The organism is Dyella sp. LX-66, assembly GCF_018599165.1.
In the GTDB taxonomy this organism is placed as follows: Bacteria; Pseudomonadota; Gammaproteobacteria; order Xanthomonadales; family Rhodanobacteraceae; genus Dyella_D; species Dyella_D marensis.
In genome coordinates, this window is record NZ_JAHFVJ010000005.1 from 35595 (window position 1) to 57220 (window position 21626).

General features: G+C 59.1%; 22 protein-coding genes and 2 pseudogenes. 10 read left to right on the forward strand and 14 right to left on the reverse strand.

From position 1 onward, the window contains the following. The first annotated feature begins 69 nt into the window (after positions 1-69). The 3 genes and pseudogenes from KK141_RS11205 (at position 70) to KK141_RS11220 (ending at position 2053) form a co-directional block, all read left to right on the forward strand. Positions 70-336 carry an EKC/KEOPS complex subunit CGI121/TPRKB gene (locus KK141_RS11205; RefSeq protein WP_214572340.1) on the forward strand — a complete coding sequence of 89 codons (267 nt, stop codon included), beginning with the start codon at positions 70-72 and terminating at the stop codon, positions 334-336. Next, positions 302-1544, forward strand: a pseudogene (locus KK141_RS11215) (transposase); the annotation flags it as partial. The gene KK141_RS11205 and the pseudogene KK141_RS11215, both read left to right, overlap by 35 nt. Positions 1545-1546: 2 nt before the next feature. Continuing rightward, positions 1547-2053 (forward strand): NTF2 fold immunity protein, encoded by a 507-nt coding sequence (locus KK141_RS11220; RefSeq protein ID WP_250901723.1) that lies wholly within the window; start codon positions 1547-1549, stop codon positions 2051-2053. Positions 2054-2275: 222 nt separating this feature from the next. On the opposite strand, the gene KK141_RS11225 is transcribed toward KK141_RS11220, so the two are convergent. From KK141_RS11225 to KK141_RS11245, 5 genes are all read right to left on the reverse strand, one after another. Continuing rightward, on the reverse strand, positions 2276-2935 hold the full coding sequence (locus KK141_RS11225; protein ID WP_214572337.1) for a hypothetical protein: 660 nt from the start codon (positions 2933-2935) through the stop codon (positions 2276-2278). A 64-nt stretch (positions 2936-2999) separates the two neighbouring features. After that, positions 3000-3209 carry a helix-turn-helix domain-containing protein gene (locus KK141_RS11230; RefSeq protein WP_250901710.1) on the reverse strand — a complete coding sequence of 70 codons (210 nt, stop codon included), beginning with the start codon at positions 3207-3209 and terminating at the stop codon, positions 3000-3002. Positions 3210-3927: 718 nt separating this feature from the next. Then, a complete protein-coding gene (locus KK141_RS11235; protein ID WP_214572336.1) occupies positions 3928-4431 on the reverse strand; it encodes a hypothetical protein in 504 nt (167 codons plus the stop codon). A gap of 254 nt (positions 4432-4685) precedes the next feature. Next, entirely contained in the window at positions 4686-5162 is a 477-nt protein-coding gene (locus tag KK141_RS11240; protein WP_214572335.1) for a hypothetical protein, read from the reverse strand. A 92-nt stretch (positions 5163-5254) separates the two neighbouring features. Continuing rightward, positions 5255-5857, reverse strand: coding sequence for a plasmid pRiA4b ORF-3 family protein (locus KK141_RS11245; RefSeq protein WP_214572334.1), 603 nt, complete (start codon positions 5855-5857; stop codon positions 5255-5257). 350 nt (positions 5858-6207) lie between these two features. Between KK141_RS11245 and KK141_RS11250 the strand changes: the two genes are divergently transcribed. The 4 genes and pseudogenes from KK141_RS11250 to KK141_RS11260 all read left to right on the forward strand — a co-directional run bounded on the left by KK141_RS11250 (position 6208) and on the right by KK141_RS11260 (position 9952). Further along, positions 6208-6687 carry a hypothetical protein gene (locus tag KK141_RS11250; protein ID WP_214572333.1) on the forward strand — a complete coding sequence of 160 codons (480 nt, stop codon included), beginning with the start codon at positions 6208-6210 and terminating at the stop codon, positions 6685-6687. A gap of 530 nt (positions 6688-7217) precedes the next feature. After that, positions 7218-7397, forward strand: a pseudogene (locus tag KK141_RS22955) (ATP-binding protein); the annotation flags it as partial. A gap of 173 nt (positions 7398-7570) precedes the next feature. Next, positions 7571-9397, forward strand: a complete 1827-nt coding sequence (locus tag KK141_RS11255) for an XVIPCD domain-containing protein (RefSeq protein WP_214572332.1) — start codon at positions 7571-7573, stop codon at positions 9395-9397. A gap of 144 nt (positions 9398-9541) precedes the next feature. After that, positions 9542-9952, forward strand: coding sequence for a hypothetical protein (locus tag KK141_RS11260; protein WP_214572331.1), 411 nt, complete (start codon positions 9542-9544; stop codon positions 9950-9952). A 127-nt stretch (positions 9953-10079) separates the two neighbouring features. Here KK141_RS11260 and KK141_RS11265 read toward each other — a convergent pair whose 3' ends face one another. The 8 genes from KK141_RS11265 to KK141_RS11300 all read right to left on the reverse strand — a co-directional run bounded on the left by KK141_RS11265 (position 10080) and on the right by KK141_RS11300 (position 15051). Beyond that, a complete protein-coding gene (locus KK141_RS11265) occupies positions 10080-10331 on the reverse strand; it encodes an Imm31 family immunity protein (RefSeq protein WP_214572330.1) in 252 nt (83 codons plus the stop codon). Positions 10332-10365: 34 nt separating this feature from the next. Then, on the reverse strand, positions 10366-10665 hold the full coding sequence (locus tag KK141_RS11270; RefSeq protein ID WP_214572329.1) for a hypothetical protein: 300 nt from the start codon (positions 10663-10665) through the stop codon (positions 10366-10368). 48 nt (positions 10666-10713) lie between these two features. Continuing rightward, entirely contained in the window at positions 10714-11100 is a 387-nt protein-coding gene (locus KK141_RS11275; RefSeq protein WP_214572328.1) for a hypothetical protein, read from the reverse strand. 151 nt (positions 11101-11251) lie between these two features. Further along, positions 11252-12064 carry a hypothetical protein gene (locus KK141_RS11280; RefSeq protein ID WP_214572327.1) on the reverse strand — a complete coding sequence of 271 codons (813 nt, stop codon included), beginning with the start codon at positions 12062-12064 and terminating at the stop codon, positions 11252-11254. A 124-nt stretch (positions 12065-12188) separates the two neighbouring features. Then, the gene (locus tag KK141_RS11285) at positions 12189-12956 is read right to left on the reverse strand and encodes a hypothetical protein (RefSeq protein WP_214572326.1); all 768 of its coding nucleotides are present in this window, start codon (positions 12954-12956) and stop codon (positions 12189-12191) included. Positions 12957-13069: 113 nt separating this feature from the next. Further along, on the reverse strand, positions 13070-13651 hold the full coding sequence (locus KK141_RS11290) for a hypothetical protein (RefSeq protein WP_214572325.1): 582 nt from the start codon (positions 13649-13651) through the stop codon (positions 13070-13072). 176 nt (positions 13652-13827) lie between these two features. Continuing rightward, positions 13828-14238 carry a hypothetical protein gene (locus KK141_RS11295; RefSeq protein ID WP_214572324.1) on the reverse strand — a complete coding sequence of 137 codons (411 nt, stop codon included), beginning with the start codon at positions 14236-14238 and terminating at the stop codon, positions 13828-13830. Positions 14239-14328: 90 nt separating this feature from the next. Beyond that, positions 14329-15051, reverse strand: coding sequence for a hypothetical protein (locus KK141_RS11300; RefSeq protein ID WP_214572323.1), 723 nt, complete (start codon positions 15049-15051; stop codon positions 14329-14331). A 65-nt stretch (positions 15052-15116) separates the two neighbouring features. Here KK141_RS11300 and KK141_RS11305 point away from each other — a divergent pair, with 65 nt between their 5' ends. From KK141_RS11305 to KK141_RS11315, 3 genes are all read left to right on the forward strand, one after another. Then, a complete protein-coding gene (locus KK141_RS11305; RefSeq protein WP_214572322.1) occupies positions 15117-16190 on the forward strand; it encodes a hypothetical protein in 1074 nt (357 codons plus the stop codon). 124 nt (positions 16191-16314) lie between these two features. Beyond that, positions 16315-16626, forward strand: coding sequence for a hypothetical protein (locus tag KK141_RS11310; protein WP_214572321.1), 312 nt, complete (start codon positions 16315-16317; stop codon positions 16624-16626). A 1021-nt stretch (positions 16627-17647) separates the two neighbouring features. Further along, positions 17648-19558, forward strand: a complete 1911-nt coding sequence (locus KK141_RS11315) for a glycoside hydrolase family 76 protein (RefSeq protein WP_214572320.1) — start codon at positions 17648-17650, stop codon at positions 19556-19558. A gap of 58 nt (positions 19559-19616) precedes the next feature. Here KK141_RS11315 and KK141_RS11320 read toward each other — a convergent pair whose 3' ends face one another. Further along, entirely contained in the window at positions 19617-21488 is a 1872-nt protein-coding gene (locus tag KK141_RS11320; protein WP_250901711.1) for a beta-L-arabinofuranosidase domain-containing protein, read from the reverse strand. Positions 21489-21626: the final 138 nt, after the last annotated feature.

Consider the following 21626-nt stretch of genomic DNA (forward strand, 5'->3'; position numbering starts at 1 on the left):
AACAACAGCGTGCCGCCGGCGCGACGCCATCTCTCTTTTCGCTGGCCTGATCTCTTTGAGAATCCAACCATGACCGATCCGTACCACCTCATCAACGTCAGCGCCCGCGCACGCTCAATGCGCGAGTGGATCCGCCAGCAGCACGCGCTACCGCGCACGCCGGCGGAGGTTGATTGGATCCGGTTTATGAATCAGCAGCTCCTGGACAACAATCAGATGGATCGGTCGAAACTGGACGCCGGTCGCATCGAGTTTGAGTTTGCGCTTTTGGACGCGAAGAAGGTGATCGAGCGAGACGGCCTCGGAACCGAAGGGTCTGGCAGCTATCAAAACTGAGATTGGCCAACGCTGGCCGATGACGGGCCTGCTTGATGTTCTGAAAGAAACAGCCCTCGACACCGGACTGCTCGACGCCTTCGAAACCTCGGCCTCCCGCGTCGCGCTGCCCAAGACGGTCCTGGATCAGCGATTGCTTCTTTGCCTCTATGGCCTTGGCACCAATGCCGGTCTGAAGCGGGTCGCCGGCGCCACTACTGACGCCAGCTATGAGGAGCTTCTGCATGTGCATCGTCGCTTCATTCACGCCAGTGCTTTGCGAGACGCCTGCGCTCGGGTCGCGAATGCCACGCTTGCAATTCGCTTCGACCAAGTTCGGTGCATGGGATCGCAACCTGATGACCGAGTGGCATGCCCGCTATGGCGGGCGCGGCGTCATGATCTACTGGCATGTCGAAAAGCGGGCTACTTGCGTCTATTCCCAGCTCAAGCGGTGCTCTTCATCGGAAGTCGCATCGATGATTGAGGGCGTTCTTCGCCATTGCACCGATCTGGAAATCCAGCGGCAATATGTCGATAGCCATGGCCAGAGTGCCGTCGGCTTTGCCTTTTGCCGATTGCTCGGATTTGAGCTCGCCCCGCGCCTGAAGGCAATCGCCCGGCAGAAGCTCGCATTAGCCGATGCGGGGTTCCGAACAAGATTGCCGTACCTGCTGCCGATCCTTTCCAACCCGATCAACTGGGAGGAGATTGAGCAGCAATATGACGAAATGGTCAAATACGCCGCTGCCATGCAGACCCGAACAGCCGACCCGGAAGCAATCCTGCGCCGCTTCGCACGGGCCGAAGTGATGCACCCGACCTACAAGGCGCTGAGTGAACTCGGCCGCGCGGTCAAGACGATCTTTCTATGCCGTTATCTGCGGCAGGAAACCTTCCGCCGGGAAATCCATGAAGGTCTCAACGTTGTCGAAAACTGGAACAGTGCCAACGGATTTGTGTTCTTCGGCAAGGGTAGCGAAATGGCGAGCAACCGCATTGACGAACAGGAGATCTCGGCGCTGGCGCTGCATCTGCTACAAGCATCGCTTGTCTATGTGAACACGCGCATGCTGCAATCGGTGCTGACCGAACCGGCCTGGGAAGGCCGCATGATGCCGGAAGATTATCGCGGTCTCACGCCGCTGATCTATGCACACGTCAATCCCTATGGCGGGTTCGATCTTGATCTGGACAGCCGGATAGATTTCGGCAAAATCGCCGCGTGAAAATGTTCGTTTTAAAACTCAGGTGCAGAAGCCCGACTGTTGTGGGATATTTGCGACAAGCGGAGACAACAACAATCGATATAGGGCGTTCGATGAAAATTGCTAAAGATGTTCTACTTGAATTCTTTCGTAAGATGCACCGCTGGGAGGTCAATGGGCTGAAGTTGGTGAATGAGAAGGGCATGGAGCCCGTTAGAGATGAGCTGCGTGAACAACTAATCAAAATATATGATGAGTTTTTGGCTAAACCGGGTGGAAAATTCGGCCGGCTGGCCGGACCAAATGTTGGATACCCACCGGAATATGATGAGCAGCACGAAGACATCTTAAGTATTGATGATACGAATCCGAAAAAAGTCATCGTGGCTACACTTTGGCGACATCCTACTGTTCCTGATTTTACGCGAGAGCAGAAATATACGCTGTTCCGGAAAAATGATGAGTGGCGAATAGTGAAGAAAGAGGCTTTCAGGCCCACCGCTAACAAATGGGAAAATAGCGTGTTCTGAGGACATCGTAGCCCAGATCCGGCAAGGCTAAATTGCTAAGTAATTCGCGTCGTAAATGGGGTCGGTTCCGGCTGGGGGCGGAATCGTACGTTAGTGAGCCTTCCTACGATATCGGCGATCCGCATCGCCGGCATGTTGTGTCAAGAATAGCGCTGCGCTCACTTCACGCGCCCAATTCAAAATTTGCTCCAATTGGCGTGGCGTATGATGACAGGGTATGAGCTAGAGGTTCGGCGAAGCAGCCCAAAGCACCGCATCTCCAGTGCGAATTTCCAAAAGCTCGTTCTTTTCGCTGTAGTGGTAGGTCCACCGGACTTCCTGCGACCATCCTTTTGAAAATGCGTCAGTGGTCAAAAGCGCTCCCTCGGGCGAATAGGTATACAAGTAGACCGAAAATGCACCGCCCTGGCCAACGGCCATATAGAGTGTCGTATTGGAAAAACTCTCAACCCTACCAAGCCCGAGCAAAAGCGAGCCCTGTTCCTTTGAATTACCTTTCCTACGATCTCGGGTTTTCCATATATCCAGTCGATCATCGAATTTCTTATACAGGTTGGCGGAGACGGATTGGATACCATTCTCTTCTGGCTGTATCGTGACGACGTGCTCGTCTCCAGCAAAGCCTGCGCTGAATTTTCCAAGCCACCGCGCTTCATTGAAATCTTTGTAAGTCTTTTTCAGCAGGCGCGGCGTCGGGTACCCCTGTCTCTCGTCCTCAAAAGGCAACCGATTGAAATAATCACCGGTCGAGAATCGCCACGCTGACACACCCTCAATCGCAGTGTTGTAACCCTCTCGAATATCCGTCCGAGAAAAAATCTTATGATCTTCGTGAAGCTTGGACAACCTAGCGACAATCGCTGCGTCATCGAGTAATCTCATCGTCTCTATTTCCTATTTAGCGTCGAATCCGGCTGCGGGCGGAATCGTACGTCTTATGAGTGTCTTAAAGTTGCCTGATTGCAGTCTGTCGCCCGAGGGTGCGATAGACGGTGTGCCGAGAGATCGAAAACACCTCCGCCAGATCGCTGATCGAGTACTCGCCGGTGTCGTGCATACGGCGCAATTCCCTCTGCTGACGGTCGCTGAGCTTGGGCTGTTTGCCGCGCAGTTTGCCCTTGGCTCGCGCGATCGCCATGCCCTCGCGCGCCCGCATGCGGATCCTCTTACGGACAAGCGTCGAGGATATGGATCGAGCGCGGAACCCTCCCAGTGAAAAGGACCGTTCTATATCCGTTCTTCAAGTTGGCCAAAATCGCAGCTTCGGGCCGACTCGGCCCTTTACGTTTCATCCTGATGTGATCGGCCTGAAAAAACTGACTCGATCGTGCCGAGGCGGCATGCCGCAATTAATGCCCCGACATCATTCGATGACTTGGCCAATCATAGAGATCAGCCATGTCACCCCCTCCACTCCAACTCTTTCAGCGCCTGAATGGTGGCTCGATCAGCCATGCGCGGCTTGTCACCAAAGCTAGTCACAGCTCAAGCAAGAGTTCTTTCGTGGATACCAGGATCCATTTCCTGCAACTCCGCAACGAGCGCGCAGATAGCCGTAAGCGGCGAGACCGTAAGTTTCAGGCGCGTGTGACATGAGTGATGCTCCGTTAACCGTTCGATTAAAACGTTCACTCCCGCTATCCGTAAACAGTCGACCCGAGCCATCCACCGGCAGGCGATTGCTGGAGTGTTTGGTGACCAGACCCTCTCCGTCAGCCGGCCCGTCAGCCGCGCGCAGGAACCAGCCATTCCGCGCGTAACTTACAAAAGTCATCGCAGTGAGGGATGAAGAAAACTCGCCCTCAAATTGGATCCATTCGGTCGCCAGACGGGCACATTCGGCGAACTATTCTGCGTAGTCCGGCGCCGCCGGACTACGCATGCTGGATGACCTCGAGCCGTACGATGTCGTTGCGTGCAAGCAGATCATCGCGAACGTAACCGACTCGCACCCACGAATCCGCGTGAACCAGGCCACCGCCCGGCTCGACCGCATGATAGCCAAGCCGAATCTCGTCGGCACCATAATCGAACAGCTGCCCGACCACTGACCATTGCTCCTGGCCGGCATCGGACTCACCCGGCGAGGCGAGCCCAGGATGGAACTGATCGAGACATCCCTCGACACTGGCGAACTGGCCACTCAGAACCTGTGCTTTGACCGCGCCGGCATGACGGATCTCGTGCAGCATCGCCAAGCACGCACCCGCCGTGATGAGCAGGTCAAGCAAAAGGTAGAACCATGCGCCTCTTCGTCCGCTGCGGACCAGATACAGCATGAAGCCGGACCCGACCAGGCCCATCGCCACGAAGGCGAGAAAGAAGAAATAGGCCGGGCCGATCTGGTCGGGGTTTCGGGTTAGATCGAAAACATCCAAGAACACATCCTCTGTGTATCGCCACACCGTGGCCGGGCTGGAACCAGTCCGCAATACCATCGCCGGTCGGAGGTCCACACCACCCCCTCTCCGCGGGCCAATCGAGGCAAACCCGGTTACACACAAGTCGTGCCTGCCCTGGCTGATACATCAAGGGAAGCCCATCGGCCTCCCTCGCCCTGCTGAATCGTCAGGCCGCAGGCCAGCTCGACAGCAAGGTCGTCAGCAGCGCCTGGTTCTCGGTCGTATTGATGTTATAGACCATTACCCCTGCATAGCCCTGCGGCGCGCAACATCGTGGGACCGGCACCGTTGGGGTCGACCCAGGACGTGCCGTTTGGCAAGCCGGTGGATTTGAGGTTGAGGTTCGCCGGAAACAGGATGGCGTCCAAGGCTGGAGCGCCGTTATAGGTGAGGTCGGCCGCCGCCCTCACTCCGCCCGAGTTGGCATAGGCCACGGCGATGCATGGCCGCTTATAAGCGTCGCATTGCGGCGCACTGCCGTACCAGGGGGGCTGTGTGCCATTGAAGAACACGGCGTCGCCTGGCTTGAAGCTGCGTCCATCGGTCAGAACCATGAATTCCCGGCAATAGAAAAAATAAGAGATGCTGGGATCCTGGAAAGCGATCAACTGCGCCTTGGCCGGCGTGCAGTGGGACACGGTTTTGACGTAGTTCGACCAGTCGGCGCCTTCGTATTGCGCGACGTTGGCTGTTTTGATCCAGGGCATGACGACATCTCCTTTTCGTCGTGAGGAATGCCCATGACACTGGGCATCAGATACTTCGGATTGATAGGACAGCCAAACAACCACGGTGCTCGTTACCGCATCTCCTGGAGGCTGACAGGGGGGTCTCGGAACACAACCTTGGTGTGATCGAATGCGAGAGGATCGTAAGGCCAATAGACTTTAGCGTGCCGACTTTTAATCCAGTCCCGCATCTCGCGATACTTGGCACCCTTAGGCTTGGTCAGAACCTCCTTCAGTTCCGCGAAGCCGTGCACGCCCCCGCAATCCTCCGGAGGCGTCGCATTCTCTCCGGCCAGGCAACGCGGATAAGGCTCTTCATCGGCCGCCCTGATCCCTTCCAAGTAAATGGTGTGGCGCCAGTCATCACCGAAGTCGTAGAGGTAAGCGAGCTCCCTTGTGGCCCCCAGGTATTTGGACAAAAGCACTGTCCATCCCGGGATGACGTCCTTCCTGGCGTACTCATCGGGTACGCCGATAGAAAGCAACCCAACTTCAAACTCGTGCAAGTGATAGTCCAGCCAGCCAAATGCGTCCTGGATGGCCACATGCAGATCCCAGAAGGTGGCTGACGCCAAGACCTCGATGCGACGCCAGACTAGAGGCTGGACTCCATCGAGCTCAATGCGAAGCCGGAAGGCTTGTGACCCGGTGACGACGTTGAGGCTTGGCTTCATCACGACCCGAATCCTGAAATTTGAACTCTTTTGATAAGAGCTACACACCACGCTCATGGTATTCGCTCTAGCAATCACGTCCCTTTGCCACCGAACACCACCAGCATTCCGAGCTTACAGCCTCATACATGCCCCTTCTCCGCCAGCATTCCCCAAGGGCACTGACCTGCCGGGCCACTCACAAGTTAAGCTTAACGCGGTTGGGCGGCAGCTCAACAAGCGGCCACGGTACATGTTGGATTTCGATACACCGACCGAACAATGCCAGCAATTGGTTGCAACGATCGCCTGAAGTTGCAGCGCAAAGTCGCTAAAAGCCGGTCATGATTGAATGCAGAGGAGTGCGACGCATGGAACTTGACGACCTGTTGGCTTTCCTCGGGTATTCCGAGCTAAATACAGGCCTAAATCAGCTCCTGAATTCCGCGGGAGCCAGGATTCAAACGCTGTCGAGGAAGACACTCCGTATCGAAGGTTCGGATGCCATCGAACTCAAGTCATTGGGGTTGGAACTAGCTTTCTGGGAGCGGGAAACTTACGAACGGAAAATTGCCACCCCGAAGGACACGGGCAAAGCCATCTTCGTGGCTGCGTTTGCATATGGTTCGGGCAGCAAGGGCTTCAAGCCATACCAAGGATCGATCCCTTTCAGCAATGGTCCAATCACCCATCGCGAAGATGCGCTGCGCGAATTCGGCATACCAGCCATCACCGAGGCGGATGACGTTGTCGACTGGGACCAATGGATCAAGGACGGGCTACAAGTCCGCGCCACCTACCAGGATGATGGTTCGCTGTGGAATCTTTCGTTCTCGACTCCCTTCAAGTGAAATCTTGCTCGCCTTGACCCCAGGTCGATAGGCGTGGCTTATGCAAAGATCAAGGGATGAGCAATCGCGCCTCTGCCCCTCCCGCCAGGCAGAGCATGTCGTTCGAGGGCGAGCCCTGCCTGACGATTCTCGCAGCCATAGACGACTGCGCTCTGGTTGTTTTGTTGGCACCTTCGGTTCTTTGCATTTCACAGGCACGCTCAACCCGCTCCGCCCTGGACCACCCACTAAGGCATGCGCAGACCTGCACCTTTGCGCAACCACGCGGAGTAGCCGCTGCGTTGATCGTCCAGCACCCGACACATCGCCACCAGATGAAACTCCCGGGCGCGCGTGCGCATGAATGCGTACTTCGCCCTTACCCCGTGGCAAAGTACGTGGCGGCTTTTTTAGGATGTCGCGCTCCTCGGTCGCGCGCCGCAGCTCGGCCTTGAGCCGACGGATCTCCGCCGAGTCACTCGACGCCGCTGTCACGCCGGGGACTCGTGCCGTCTTCTTGGCCGCCTGCACCCAGCCGTAAAACGTGTGCTTGGGAATCCCGATCCGGGAGGCCACGTCCCTCTGGCGGCAGCGGCCTTGGTCTGGCGATCGCCGTGGCGATCTGCGAAAGCCATGACGGGAGATTGAAGATGTCGCCCCGCCCAGGCGGTGGCTTATCGGCCCAAGTTGAACTGCCGGGCGAGCATCCCAAGAGGGTAGTCCTGGCCTGAAATGACATACCCGCCCGTTACTCCGGCTCTCCGGTGTCCACCACGCACGGCTCTTTATTCACCCATCCTCTTCACAAATGAATCAGTGATTATGTGATTAGCTAAGGACGGTACGTGCTGGATGCGGGAAGCTCGTCCAGTGGGGAGTTCGTCAATCACAGAAAGGGAAGTCTATGGCATTCGAAGAGAAGCCCACCGGCAAGAACGGCGGCGTCCACCACGACGTCAAACTGAAGCCATCCCCCGACAAGGCTGAGGCCTCAGCCGACCTCGGCTTTTCGCACAAGGTGGACATCGGGAAGATCGCGAAAATCTCCTTCGATGTCACCGGAAAGACGAAGCTGACCGGCGAGCAGCACACCAAAGACGGCGTCACTACCTACAGCCTGACCGATGATCTCTCGATCACCGTCAAGGGCGGCGGTTCACTGAAGGCAGCGAGTGCCGAGGTGGCGCATACCAACGGTGCCAAGGCGACCTTCCAGGTGTCTCTGCCGGAGGCCGCGGCCAAGCAGATCGATCTGACCACGATCAATCCGTATCAGCCCGAGCACATGCCCAAAGGCGCCAAGGTCTCGCTCGACGGCGCTGTCTACGCCAATACAGATTACAAAGCGGCCTTCCGGAACATGGCCGTGCAGACCCGCGTGGGCGATGAGCAGGGATTGGGGGTGGCGATCGAAAAGATCGATGACCACAAGGTGCGCGTGCTGGCAGGTCCCAAGGATGCCGTGAATGCCTATAACGGCGTGGGGGTGGAGATTAAATCGGCACGCGCCATGCTCGGCCGCAGCGACAAGCTGAGCCACGAAACGCTGAAGACGGCCGAGTTCGATCTCTCGACCGAGACGGGGCGCTGGGGCTACAACGATTTCCTGATCAAAGGGCAGATCCCCAGCTTCAATGGCCCGGGCATCTCGGGCGTGTCCACCACGGAAAAGTTGACTTACGAGTCGAAGGCGCAGCTGGAACTGAAAGTGGCATCGCACGGCGGCAGCCTCGACGGCGCCAAGAACACGGGCGATCGCACCGTGACGACCTACCCCGATGGAACCAGGGAAACGGACGTCAACCTTAAATACGAAGGCAGCGTCCCCCTCACCATCCACTCCAAGTTCGACAAGGATGGCCACGAGCTGCCGCAGGAACGCCGCTACGACTACACCGTCAAAACAGACGCCATGCAGGCTCTGCACGGCCGCATGGACGGGGTCCCGCCCCCGACGGCGAAGCCCGGCTCCACCGTGACCGTCAGCTACACCGAGGCTCAGATGCAGGCCTTGATGCAGAACGGACAAGCCGCGGCCAAAGTGACGAATGGCGTGGTGGGACTGGATCTGGCCGGGCGCAGAGATGCCCGCGGCATGCAGTTCGCCAACGACCCCAAAGAATTCGCCATCAACATGGCGCGCCATGTGCCCAGCAACGATTGGGCGTTCACACAGCGCCTCGAGTCGATTTCCACCTGGGCCGGCGCCAAAGATCAGGCCCACCCGGGCATCCCGACGCAGTTGCCCGGCAGCGTGGGTCCCGTCAAGGAACCTGCGGGTCCGGAACACCACGCCGCGGCCGTCGCGCCGAAGGTCGAGTTAACCCGCCCTCTGAACGACCCCGGCCATCCGGGCCATGCCATGTACCAGCAAGGCCTGGACGCCGTCTTCAAGCTGGATGCGCAGAATGGCCGGAAGTCCGACCTCCAGAGCCATCAGTTCGCGGCCAGCCTGGCGGTGGCCGCGAAGTCGGCAGGCCTGGATCGCATCGACCACCTCGTCTTGAGCGACGATCGCTCCCGCGCGTACGCCGTCCAGGGTGAGCTCAATTCGGTATTCAAGCGACACGCCGCGGTCGACACGGCGCAGGCCGTGTGCACCCCCGCCGAGCACAGCGCGAATGCCTGGGCCAAGGCAACGCAGGACTTCACCCAGAACGCGCGTCCATCGGCGCAGACCCAGAACGATCAGGCCCAGCAACAGCAGGCCGCGTCCCCGCGTCTTCCTTGATGCCCCTCCCTCGTGCTGTCGCCATAAGCGGCGACAGCACTAAAAAGCCGCAGGATCCGGCACATCGGTGATGCTCTCCTGCGCATCATGCAAGGCCGCGATTATCATCTGCACATGGCGAACCTCCACGGCATCCGGTACTGAATGAATCCCCCTCATGACAAGGCCGAATACGAGACCGGCGAGCAGGCGCTGAACGCAGCCATCATGGAGCACCCATGGATGGACTTCTATCTTGTGAGCCTCGACGAAACCCACGCAACGGTCAGGGGTACGCTGGACATAAGTTGCGGCTATCAGCTGCAGATCGAGTTCATTGGCGTCGGCTTCATCGACTGCCCTGTCAGCTGGAAATCCGATACCGGCTCGATGGTCTTTTCAAGCCCCTTGCCCGAGACGCTCCCGGTCGATGCGCGCCAGCGTTTTTTTGACAACAACCGCGGTGACGTCTACCGTTTCACCGTCGAGGGCTTTCATGGCCCCTGGTTCGCCCACATCGTAGCCGAGGAGATGCGATTCCTGCGCTCCGATAAACTGGCGTACCTGCCCTGGTAAGGAATAAAAGACCCACCTGCTGCGTCATTGAAAAGTCTGGACCTACTGACCACTCAGCACGGCTGATCATCGACCGGCGATTCTGGTTTACCCTCGGCCAAGCGGCGCTCAGTCGGGCCTGTCACGGTCACCAGCCGCACTCAGACCCGCCCCCCCCTGGAACGTGTGTGCGGCGGGAATAGATATCGTCAGGCAAAGCTTTCGAGCCCGTATCTTGAAGCTCCTTCTCGAAGACCATCCACGATTGATTCTCGACGGAGACGGCGTACCAGTTGCCTTCGGCGGTTGGCGAGATGCCCAGAATGACGCCGTACTTTCCATCGATCGCGCCGTTCTGAGGCGCCCTCGAACTCACCCTGACGATGCTGAATAGTTCCATGGTCACTTTGGGATCGTCCTCCGGCCCTATCTGGTCAATACAGACTCCGTATGAAACTTTTCAGATCACATTTCCATTCGGGAGAGTTGGCCTTGCTGAAATAGAGACTGGCCTGCTTTTGCATCGCATCTGCGCGAGAAATATCCACCAGACGTTCCGTGCGCCTTCCAAGATGATCGAAAAGGAAGAACACGAGATCGATGCCTTGGGCATGGTTTGCACTCAGCAACTTCCAGGTAATCTTTTCGTCCTCCACAAAGTAGAGATCCGTCTCGACCGGATATCCGTATATCGACCAACCTGCACGCTCAAGTGTATCCTGGAGATCGATCATTCTTGCGCGCGTCATCAGCAGCTCTCTCCGAATCCTTCGACCGGCTTGTCACTTCACATAGATGCAGAAATTGACGTCCTCGCCGGCATGCAGCACGAAGGGCGGCACGTCTTCGAAGCTCGGCGCGATGAGTAGCTCTCTCAGATCGCCACTATCGATAGCTCGCCTCAGGAAACGGATCAGATCCTGCTTTCGAGCCCGTACCAGCACACCTTTAAAAGAAAGCGATCCTCCCTTGGCTACTACGTGCTTGTGTGCAATCACGTAGACCCCCTCAGGGATCGCCGCGTCGAGATCATCGAGAGATTCGGCCATCCGTTGAAGCTGACCGTCCCTCACGATGTCGAGCATCTTGAAGAACAGCATGCTCCTGGCCTCGTCACTCGCCTCGTCGCGCTCCTTCTCGAGGGCAAGCAGCCTGTATTCGTCCTTCATGACGCGTGCGCTCCGTAACTCCACATGTTACCTGCCCCTACTTAGAACAACTCTGATTGCACGGTACCGCCTGAAGGGTCGCATCTGTCGTGCGGGCGCTCCCCTACTGCGACTTCGATGCTCAAGCAGCCCCTCTTTGGTTGCTGAAAGGCTACGGTACCGGATAACACTTCAGAACAGGGGGCGCCGGCGTCAGGCGGGCGACGCCTTGGCCATCGATCACCGCTTCCACCGCATAGACGATGACGCTGGGATCCTTTCGCAGGCTGTCCAATCCATCCGGAGGCGTTGCCTTCTCTTCGTCCTTATAGGCGGTCTCGCAATCCGGCGCCGTCGACTGGGCCAGTCCGGTGGCGCGCTTGACCAGCGCCCAGCAGCGGGCAGGTTCGCTGCGCATCGAGCAAGGGGCGACGTAGACCTTTCGATAATTCAGCACCAGCGGGCTGTAGTACCAGGGGCGCAGCTGCGGGTCGCGCCGGGGCAGCATGGGCTCGATAGACGAGAGAGTATCGGCGACGTCGGCGAATACCTTTGTATCCGAGCTATCGTACACGGCAAAACCGTCGCCGCCATTGACGCCGTCATCTCCGCCAAAAAATACATAGCCCTGACGCACGCCACGGAAATGACCGCTCCAATCCCGCATATCGACAACGTGCTCACCGTCGATATTCTCTCGGCGGCAGGCTGGCTCTGCACCGTCTTTCAAGATGTGCACCATGGAAAGCTGAGCCGCCCCCTTGATCCCGTCCAGATCCAACTCCTTGACCATGAGGCCCGGGTAATACCAGCAAGAGAGCGTGGGCCTCCCCTCCTGACTGGAATCATCGGGACCGGGAGGTGGCGTGAGGTGCTGTTCGCGCAAAGGCTTGTCGAACAGTGTCGGCGCGTCGGTTGCCCCACTGCATGCGCTGAAGATCAGCGATCCCACGGCCATCAGGCCAACTACCCATTTGCGCATCATGTGATTGCTCTTTTCGCGTGATGTGATCGTTCGTGCCGCCCCAACAAGTTAGTCACTCACTCTCATCCAGTACGACAACACCCGGATCCGGCCCGCTCCCTTCCACTGGATGGCCAGTTTGAAATCAGCCAGCTCCCAGGAATGGATCTCGTATCGACCGACGCGTGCCGGTTCCCCAAGCTTCTCCACCGCATCGGCCATGCTCGACATGAATACTGCTGATCGAAGGAATGCCACGCGCGACAGGCGCCCAGTGCTGGCCGTTCCGGCAAAGCAAGATGCCGTCGTTCACGTTGGTGTGCCAGCCGCCCACATAGATCTCTTCTTCGCTGGGGCCGGCGATGGCGCCAAGGCTCAAGTCGCTCCTGATGCCCTCTGTCTGCAATATTCCTTGATCGATGTTTTCCCAGCTTCCGTCCCGCAGCCGCCTGTAAACCTGGCCACTGCCACCGCAGGCGTAAAGCGAGCCCCCGATCTGCGCAATGCTTTTGAGATAGCCCCATCCTTTGGCGTCTTCATGCCAGAGACCGGAGTCGGCAATTCGTTCGATTTCCGGCTCTCGCCCCATGGGCAGGTGATAAAGCTCACCATCCTCGTCAAGAAAGACGTAAGCGGTTGGCGCATCTGACAAGCCGGCGCTCGATTCCGGCACAAACAAGGTGGCGTCTGAAATCGTGACAGGCATGTCGAAATACGCCCAGGTCGGATCCTTTCCTTCGCGGAATAGGCACAGGCGGGCAAAGCCATCAAAGCGCTCGTCACGATGGGAGCGGGCCACGAAGAGATCGTGGCGCGTTCTGGCAACGGCCGCCTCGAACATGAGCGGGGTGCCATCGGGCTTGGTAAGAGGCTTCATGGGGTTCGCTTTCGCGCCGATGATGGTTGCAGACAAGACGACAGCCGCTTTTGATGAAAAGCACTCGTCTTACCGAATGTTGAGCATACCCATATGCTTTAAAACATGCGGTCCACTTGCTATTCATCTGAAAATGGGCGCCGACGCCTTCAACTCTTTTGGAGAATGCGGAGTACCTCAGTGCTAAGCGCAGCCAGTTGACCGTCGGCGCGACGGACCTTGGCAAGCACCGCCATCACCTTGCCGACGTCGCGCGGTGACTGTGCATCTACTTGTTTGATGGCGTGCGCAGCCATCGCTACTTGTTGCGCCGTTGTCAGCGGCAAATAGAGAGCCGTCTCGATAAGCAGCGCAGTGTCCTCGTAACATGGCAATCCGCTGTTGCTGAATTCAAGCACTCCTTCGATCTTCAGTGGAATACTCTCTTCGCCGAGGTGACCAAATGACAGGCATTTGGTGAGGAAAAGCACGTGCACGCCGAAGAGATGCACGCTTCCATCAACATAGCCAGGCTCCGGATTGAAGGGGAAACGGAAACTCTTCCCGGCCAAGGCGAAGAAATCATCGAGGTCGAGGTCGATCTGATCGCATCGTAATGAGGTGTCGTGCGTCTCCCCATCGAACTCGAACGGGGCAAGTCGGATGGCGATGGATGCCAATCCCGACGGACCGCCCTGAGGGGAGTATCGTGCCTCTATTGCTTTGATCTTTTCTGCGGGAAACGGGGGCATTTGGGTTACTCTCTCACTCTCTCAGCCTCTCGCTTCATCACTAATTTTCCGTCGTGCCGGCATGGCTTTAAAGTGCCGTCTACTTGCAAGGACATCTCGGGCAAATCGACCCGCCTGCCATCAATAGTCTCCGCCCTTAGCATCGCCAGCCTCACCCTAACACTCATCGAGGATGATCATGCCATGATCCACTTCGTGCCCTTCGGGTCAGGGATGAATACCCTTGGTGTCCAGCAGTCAGTACGCAGCGTGCCCACGTCAGCGCCGCACCGGCAGACTTGATTGGGGCCATCACAGCCATCGAGGCCGCAGCAGCCATTGAGGCGGCGCGCGTCGTAGGTGTCATGCACGGACTCGTTGAGATCATCGGGGTTCAACCAGCATTGCGGCACAAACTCCAGCGAACTTGGTGCGTCACCGCAGGCCCGTTCTATCGGCTCCCAACTCTCGAACGCCACGCCGCGAGGGATGAACGACTCGCCCTCCTTGTGTTGGGGCTGCACCACGCCAGGCGTTTTCTCGGACACGATGGTGAGCGCATCGGTGAGCACCGTCTCGCATCGTACACATTGCAGGGCCATTTTCATCGATAGTGCTCTCAGAAACGTTGAGCCCAATGAGGCATCGGGCTGGCCGAACCCAGGCGATATGCATCTCGCCATAAACCCCGGGACACCTCACCCGCGAGGAGCGGGACTCGCACCCGTGATGAGCATGTAAAGCGCCATAACCACGGTCTCCACCCCCTCCCTGAGCGCCCTCAAGGGTCGTAGCGCGGCGTTGAGCCGCCGATTCTGTTTCAGCGCCGGCCCATCATCAGCGGCGACCGTAGCTTCGGATGCCGCAGACGTTGTCAAATCTACTCCGCTGTATGCCTCGCGGCTGTTTGCAGGGTATTGTTGTCCTGACAGTTCGGTGTTCCAGACCATGTAAAGCGGCGTATCAAAATCGCCGACAGAATTGCCATTGGAGGGCGCAAAGCCAATATCCGCGAGGTCTGATCGGAGATCGTCGGGCAATAGGCTTCCTTTTGTTTCGCCCTGACGGGAATCATAGCCGCCGAGCACGATACTGATCCTGGTCGCCGCCATCCCTGTGGACTGCACCATTATCCTGTCGAGACCGACTCTCGTTCCGCCAAGCGATGGAAGTCGATCATATCGCGCCGATGAAAGCTCATTCAGTCGGTTCGGAGGCAAGGCGAAATCGTAATCGTGAGCGAGCGTTCGCAAGAGCAGGCGTTCGCCGGATGGGCTGACGTTGAGCGCGACGATGGGCTCCCTGGTTTCCTCAGGGGCCTCGGGATAGACCGGAATGAGAAAGGAAGCCGCGGTAATCGTGACCGCCAGAATAAAGACCCATTTCAACAGTCGCTTTGTCAAACCCTTTTTCTTGAGCACCGGCGACTCCGAGCAATCTTTCAGTCCATGCCGATCAGCATATCAGGCGGGTTGGCCGAGGTTCGATGCCAGTCACCGCCCGGTCTGGCCAAGATAAAACCCCCAACATGATCCCAATCACTCTCACTTCCCCTCTTTTCTACGTTTTGCTGCTGCTATCCGCTATATCAGCACTCGTTCTTCTGTTTTGGCTTGTACTGCTCGGGGTCCGGCGCGGGACACGAAAGGCGTTCCGGGCGCGGCTTTGGTTCGCCCTTCCCCTCCTGATATTGCTCGCGCTATCGTCGACATTCATCCTGTCGTTCCTCTATCGAGCCCACCTCGTCGATGCAGACATAAAACGCGATGAAGCGGCGCGAAATATCGTCCTGGACAAGCCGCTCGTGGTAGCAGGGATCGCCATGCCGGCGGGGACCCGGTTGCACAGCATGAAGCCGGGCGGCCCGGAGGCTTTCGATGCCGCCAGCTTTCCTGTGCCGACCCTTATCCAGGGTGTCACCGCGGTGAGCGTTCGCCGCCATGTCTACCCGGACATCGATTCGAATACTTATGTAGCGACCTCGATGGAGGTGACGCTGGCGTCCGATCAGCGCATCGATGGCTGGCTCTGCGAGAAGGCCGTGTCGGTGACGTTCAACGTCAAAGCGGACAAGATCTTCTTCGATGCCTGCGCGCTCGGTGCTGGCCATCACCTGGCGGACATCGAGGTTCCAGTCGGCGCGAAACTCCTAGCACATGCAAGCCCTTCCGGCGGCTGGACCATTTTTCTTACCCCGGGGACGACGGTGACCGTGCGCGGATTGCCCCTGCAGGGTGCCCGGATCGCCGTGGACCGTAATCGTCAGGTGGTGGGATTCAGCGAAGCGGTGCTTGCTGCCGGCCTGCGTCTTGGCGCCGTCACCTACCCTGCCGGCATTCGCATTCGCTCGAAGGATTGGACATCGCCTGGCCGGGACTCCGATAGCCTTATCCTGTCTCCAGTGCGAGGCCTGGTCGCCAAACCCGATGGCCAGCCAGATGTCCCGTTCGGACGCTCCATCGTGCAGACCATGACCGGCCAGGTGCTGGCCATCATGCCCAACCAACAGGCGGGCGTCATGGATTTCGAAGACGTCTCTGTGGGCGGTCGGCTAAATTGATGATGGCGTCGCTTTCTCGTGACCAACATCCGGAGATACCGTCTTCAGTCATGACACGAGGAAAGGAGTGCCTGTTAAAATTCCTGTGCCTACCTTACTGAAGCATGGAAGACGGAGTGAACACATGAAGCTACAAAGCCTGAGCTATCTCGCGATCATGGTCAGCGCCCTGGCCCTTCCAAACGCCGGTCTCGCTGCAGACACATCTAAATGCACGTTCGGTGAAGCCCAGAGAGACAAGATCGTCGACGGCATGAGCTACGATCAAGCGGTAAAAATTCTAGGCTGCAAAGAAAAGCGGACAGGATCTGGGGAATATACGTTCTACGAGTGGAAGTCGACCGTTCCTCGCAACCCCAATGAGGATCCTCGGACCTATCCAGGCGTGTCTGCCGGAATGAAGGAAGACAAGCTGTTCGGGGTCACCGCTTATTAAGGCCGCCACCTAAGACGCAGGTTATTCCTGATGAACGGCTGTCCGACCTGGAACAATTGTGGATACAGCCAACAAGAACGCCATGATCGAGCCGGGGGCGGGAGCAATCCACTAACCGGATCTGGCGTCGGCTGTGCATAGGGGGCGGGGGTGGTCATAGGCATGACCATCCCCGGCCATGTTTGCGCCCAAAGCGACACAGGTCGTCGCTGGACCATCCGCTCCCGTCAACGTGAACTCATCGGCCCTGCAGTTCCTTCAGGGCGCCCCCACTCCCGCGGCGTTGCACTGGGAAGGCTGTGAAGAACACCGCTCGTGGTTATGCAAATCGGCCCGTTACCAGCGAGGGCCGCAGAACGGTTTCTGGTTTAGATGAATTCAACCGTATTCGACATACATGCCAAGCAAGGCATCGCGATGTGGACAGCACTGACCCGCTGATTCTGCCTGGCCTGCCCCCCCCTAGACTGACCAGCAGGGAGTAATAGGGGGGGGGCTGCGCAATGACATGGCGCATCGCGTACCGCCGATCAAAGAAGCCAGTAGCGTCGCAGGGCTCGCCGGCATGACGCTCAATGATAATGGCTAAACATTATTTTAAATCAATTACTTACAAGCCAAAGTGCCGGTTTTTGTACGTATCCCGGCCGACCCTCGTTTTAGCCACCCGCGCCCCTAACCTCTCCGCACCCACCGCCACCCGGTTTTCAGCCACCCACAGCCCTCGATCTGGCCAGCCTTGGCCAACACCCGCACAACCGCCCACAAACCCCGCAACCCTCAAAACTGCGACACCCGGTGCGGAACCGCACTCGCGAAGACCCCATGATCCATGCCGCTCAGACGACAGCACACCCGTCGCCGACTGAGCATTCCCCGGGGCTCATCAATGCACGCCCCTTTTTTGGATCACCGATTTAGATCGATCTACATCGAATCCGGATCACCGCCCACGGTCCGGCAACAGATGGATTGGATTCCCCATCGCATTCGTGGGCATCCGTAAGGAGCGCTTCCGATCATGAATCTCGAAGCCGTACGCGCACGAGTCCGGACACTGCTGGCCGTGATCGGCCTGACCGTGGCCGCTGCAACGCCGTCCTTTGCAACCGAGCAGGCCCAGCCTGCCAACCCTCGAACCGATGGCCCGACGGCCGTCGCCCGCGCACGCGTGGCGGCGGACGTGCTGATGAATTCGTACGACCCCGGCAAGGCCTGGTTTCCATCCAGCTGGTGGAATTCTGCGGTCGCTTTGCAAACCGTCGCCGATTACATGCAGCGCACCGGCGACCGCCGTTATCTCGGCCAACTGGACAACACTTTCGAAAAAGACAAAGGCGTATTTCCGCCGGGCGTGCTGTCGGGCGACCCCTTGCTGGGCAATTTCACCAGCCGTGCCATCGACGACTCGGAATGGTGGGGTTTGACCTGGCTGCAGGCCTACGACCTCACCAGAAATCCCAAATACCTGGACATGGCGGTCACCATCGCCAATTACGTCAATAACTATTGGGATGCCGGCACCTGCGGTGGCGGCGTCTGGTGGAATGCCGAGCGCACCTATAAGAATGCCGTCACCAATGGATTATGGATCCGGCTTACCGCCGAGCTGCATAACCGCATCCCTGGCGACCAGTTGTGGCTTAGCCGATCGCGCACCGCCTGGGACTGGTTCCAGCACAGCGGCATGATCAACGCGGGCGGTCTGGTCAACGACGGCCTTACCGATGCCTGCACCAATAATGGCCAGAACGTGTGGACGTATAACCAGGGCCTGGCCATCGGCGCCGGCCTGGAATTGTGGCGCGCCACCAGGGACCCAGCCATCCTGGCCAGCGTGCGGCGCCTCGCCGACGCAGCCATCGGCCCGAATGCACTTGTCACCGATGGCGTGCTGACGGAATCCTGCGACGCCATCGGCCAGACCTGCGACGACAACGGCAAACAGTTCAAGGGCATCTTCGTGCGCTATTGGACCGACCTGGCCGACACCACACACGACCGCCGATACGCCGCATTTCTAAGCCAGCAAGCGGAAAGCATCTGGAACGACGACCGCGACGCTGCTGGCCGCCTCGGCACACGCTGGTCCGGCGCCACCGGCAACGACCATCCGAATGTATTCGACTGGCGCACCCAGGCCAGCGCGCTCAGTGCATTGATCGGCAACGTGCCGACACCGCCGCCGCTGGAATCGCTGGCCGCGACCATGTCGCCGGCGCAGCCGGTGATCATGCCGTCCGCCTCCGGCGCCACGCCTGTCGCCATCGATCTCGGCATCTCGGCCACGGGATTCGTTCCGCTCCGCGCACTGGCCTCGATCGATGCACCTGCCGGCTGGAATGTTTCACCGCGAGCCGCGCAGATACCTCTGCGGCCGCACGGCAATGCCACCCCAGTCAACGGCACGCTTGCACTTAAAGTTGCCGTACCGAGTTCGGCCACCGATGGCCATCACCTGATCACCGCAAACCTGATGGCAGCCGGATTGCGCTTCACCACCCAGGCCGACGTGCTGGTGGCGCACAAGATCGATTTCGATACTGGCACCGTCGACGAAAATCCCTGGCTGTTCGATCCGGACGGATCGCAGAGCAATGGCGTGCAGAATCGCTTTGCCGACGGCAATGCCCACTTCACCTATCGCCTCCCCTTCCCCGCCGATACCACCTCGGCGAATGTCACCCTGACCATCGACGCCGAATTCCTGGTGCAGGTCAGCAACGACAACCAGCACTGGACGACCGTGCTGCAGGAAACCCGGCGCATCACCGACGGCTCGAACAAGGCAGATCGCAGCATCGACCTGACGCCCTATCTCGGCCCCGCCGCGAATGGCGCGCGGCCGATCTACCTGAAAGTCTCTGACGCCTTCCCGGACGACGGCTGGGGCGGCCGCGTCTATCACGTCACCGCGAATATCGTCGAATAAACCGACCGCTGCCTCCGTTCCCGCGTGCCGCGAGAACGGAGGCAGCGACTATGGGCAATCAACTCAGCGCCGGAAACGCCGCGATGCGCAACTTCGCTCCGGCATAAGGCACCAGCGTAATTGCCTGGACGTCTTCGTCGCCCGCTGGCTCCGCCTTGGCCGGCACGGGTTCGGCACTGCCGTCGGATGCCTTCCAGGCCGGCACATAACGCCCCTGCATGGCCAGTTGAACTGCAGGCGCCGCACCGGCGAATGGCTTCTCCGCCACGGGATGCTCACTCACCGCGATCTGCACATCCGGCCTGATGCCGAGATTCCAGCGGGAAGCGGGATAGACCTGCCAATCGTTGGTCAACTCGCGCTTGCGCCAGATCACCCAGTTTTCCTTGATCGGCAAGGCGCCGCGACTGAAACTCAGCGCGCCGTTGTAGCCCCGCTCGACCTTGACGGCCGCATCGAACGTCAATTCGACCGTATCGCCCGGCACCCAGGTGCGCTCGATCGTCGTAAAACCGGCGGACGCCTTCACCGGTTTTCCATTCACCGCGATATGCGTGCCTTGCGACCATGCAGGCACACGCAGCCTCAGCGGAAACGCGATGGCGCGCTCCGGCTTCAAGGTCATGCTGACGGTCTGCCGGAAGGGATACTCGCTGACCTGTTCAACGACCACGCGCACATCGCGCACCTCGGTGGTTACCGTGCAAGGCGCGTAGCTCATGGCCGCCAACCCACGGTCCGCCGTCGCCATCCACAAGCTGTTGGCGAACTTCGGCCAGCCCTGATGGAAATTCGCGGTGCAGCAGCGGAAATTCGGCTCCAGCCCGAACAGATTCGATTCCGGCCCGTCCGTAGTCCAGGGCTCGCGGTGCAGGCTGCATTCGACCTGGTTCGGCTGCTGGTTGTATTGATGCGCCCACATATCGTCGGTCAACGCGGCGGGCAGTGCATTGAAGGCGATGCGCTCCAAGCGATCGCCCAAGGCGGCATCGCCGGTGACGGCCAGCGCCACTTCCAGCGAGAACATGGCCTCCACCACGGTACACAGCTCGGTGCCTTGCGAAGGGCTGCGCCCGGCCAGATGCTCGTCCGCGGAGAACATGCCATTGGGCAAGCCGTGATACGTGTCCAGCATCTGCAGCTGATGATGGATGGCATCGCGATCCGGTGCGTTGCCGGACACCACGGACCATGCCGGCGACGCCTTCAACGACTGCGCGACGTTGACGCCGTGCACCTGCAGGCCAAGGTCCTGCATGAAGGCGCCCGACGCACCGGCCTGTTTGCGCAAGGCTTCGGCGTCGGTCTTTTCCTTGAACGGAAAATGGGCGTACATGCCCTGCCAGTCGTAACCCTGCTGCTTGAGCAGATGCGCAAGCTGAAGCAGGCTCGCATCCTGCGTGCGCTGATACAGCCACAGCACGGAAAGCAGCTCGTCCTGCCAGCGCATCCGGCCCCAGTCGCGCAGCGGACGGGCCGGCAGTGCCTGCAGCTGATATTGGAAATACCGCGTCATCAGCGGCATGACGCGCGCATCGCCGGTGAGCTCGTGATACTGCGTCAGCACCTTGAGCATGACCATGCGCGGCCACCAGTCGTCGTTGCTGCGCGGACCGAACATGCCGTTGTCCCAGGGATGATCCAGCGTCCAGTCGATAAAGCGCATCGCTTTCGCCTTGAGCTTCGGCGAATCGAGCTGCCACGCCAGCGGAACCAGGCCGTCGAGAAAGTACGGACCGTCCTCCCACGATTCGCCCTTCCCTCCCGACCACCCGCTATCCGGGCCCACGATCGGCCAGAACTCGTCCAGATGCCCACCCAATCCATCGGCCTGGATCTGCAGCTGCCGCAACAACCATCCGCCCGCCTTGATCGAGCCGGCCGGAAGCAGCGCAAACGGCTGCTGCGCCAATGGCGCCCGGGGAAACAAAGGAGCCTGCTGCGCGCGGCCTGCGGCTGCATCCGCGGGTCTCGCGGCTGCGGCATGAAGCGGACGGAACGTCAGCGTGCTCGCCACTCCCGCCAGGGCTATGCCCTGCAGAAAGGAGCGGCGGCTCATCGAAGACAG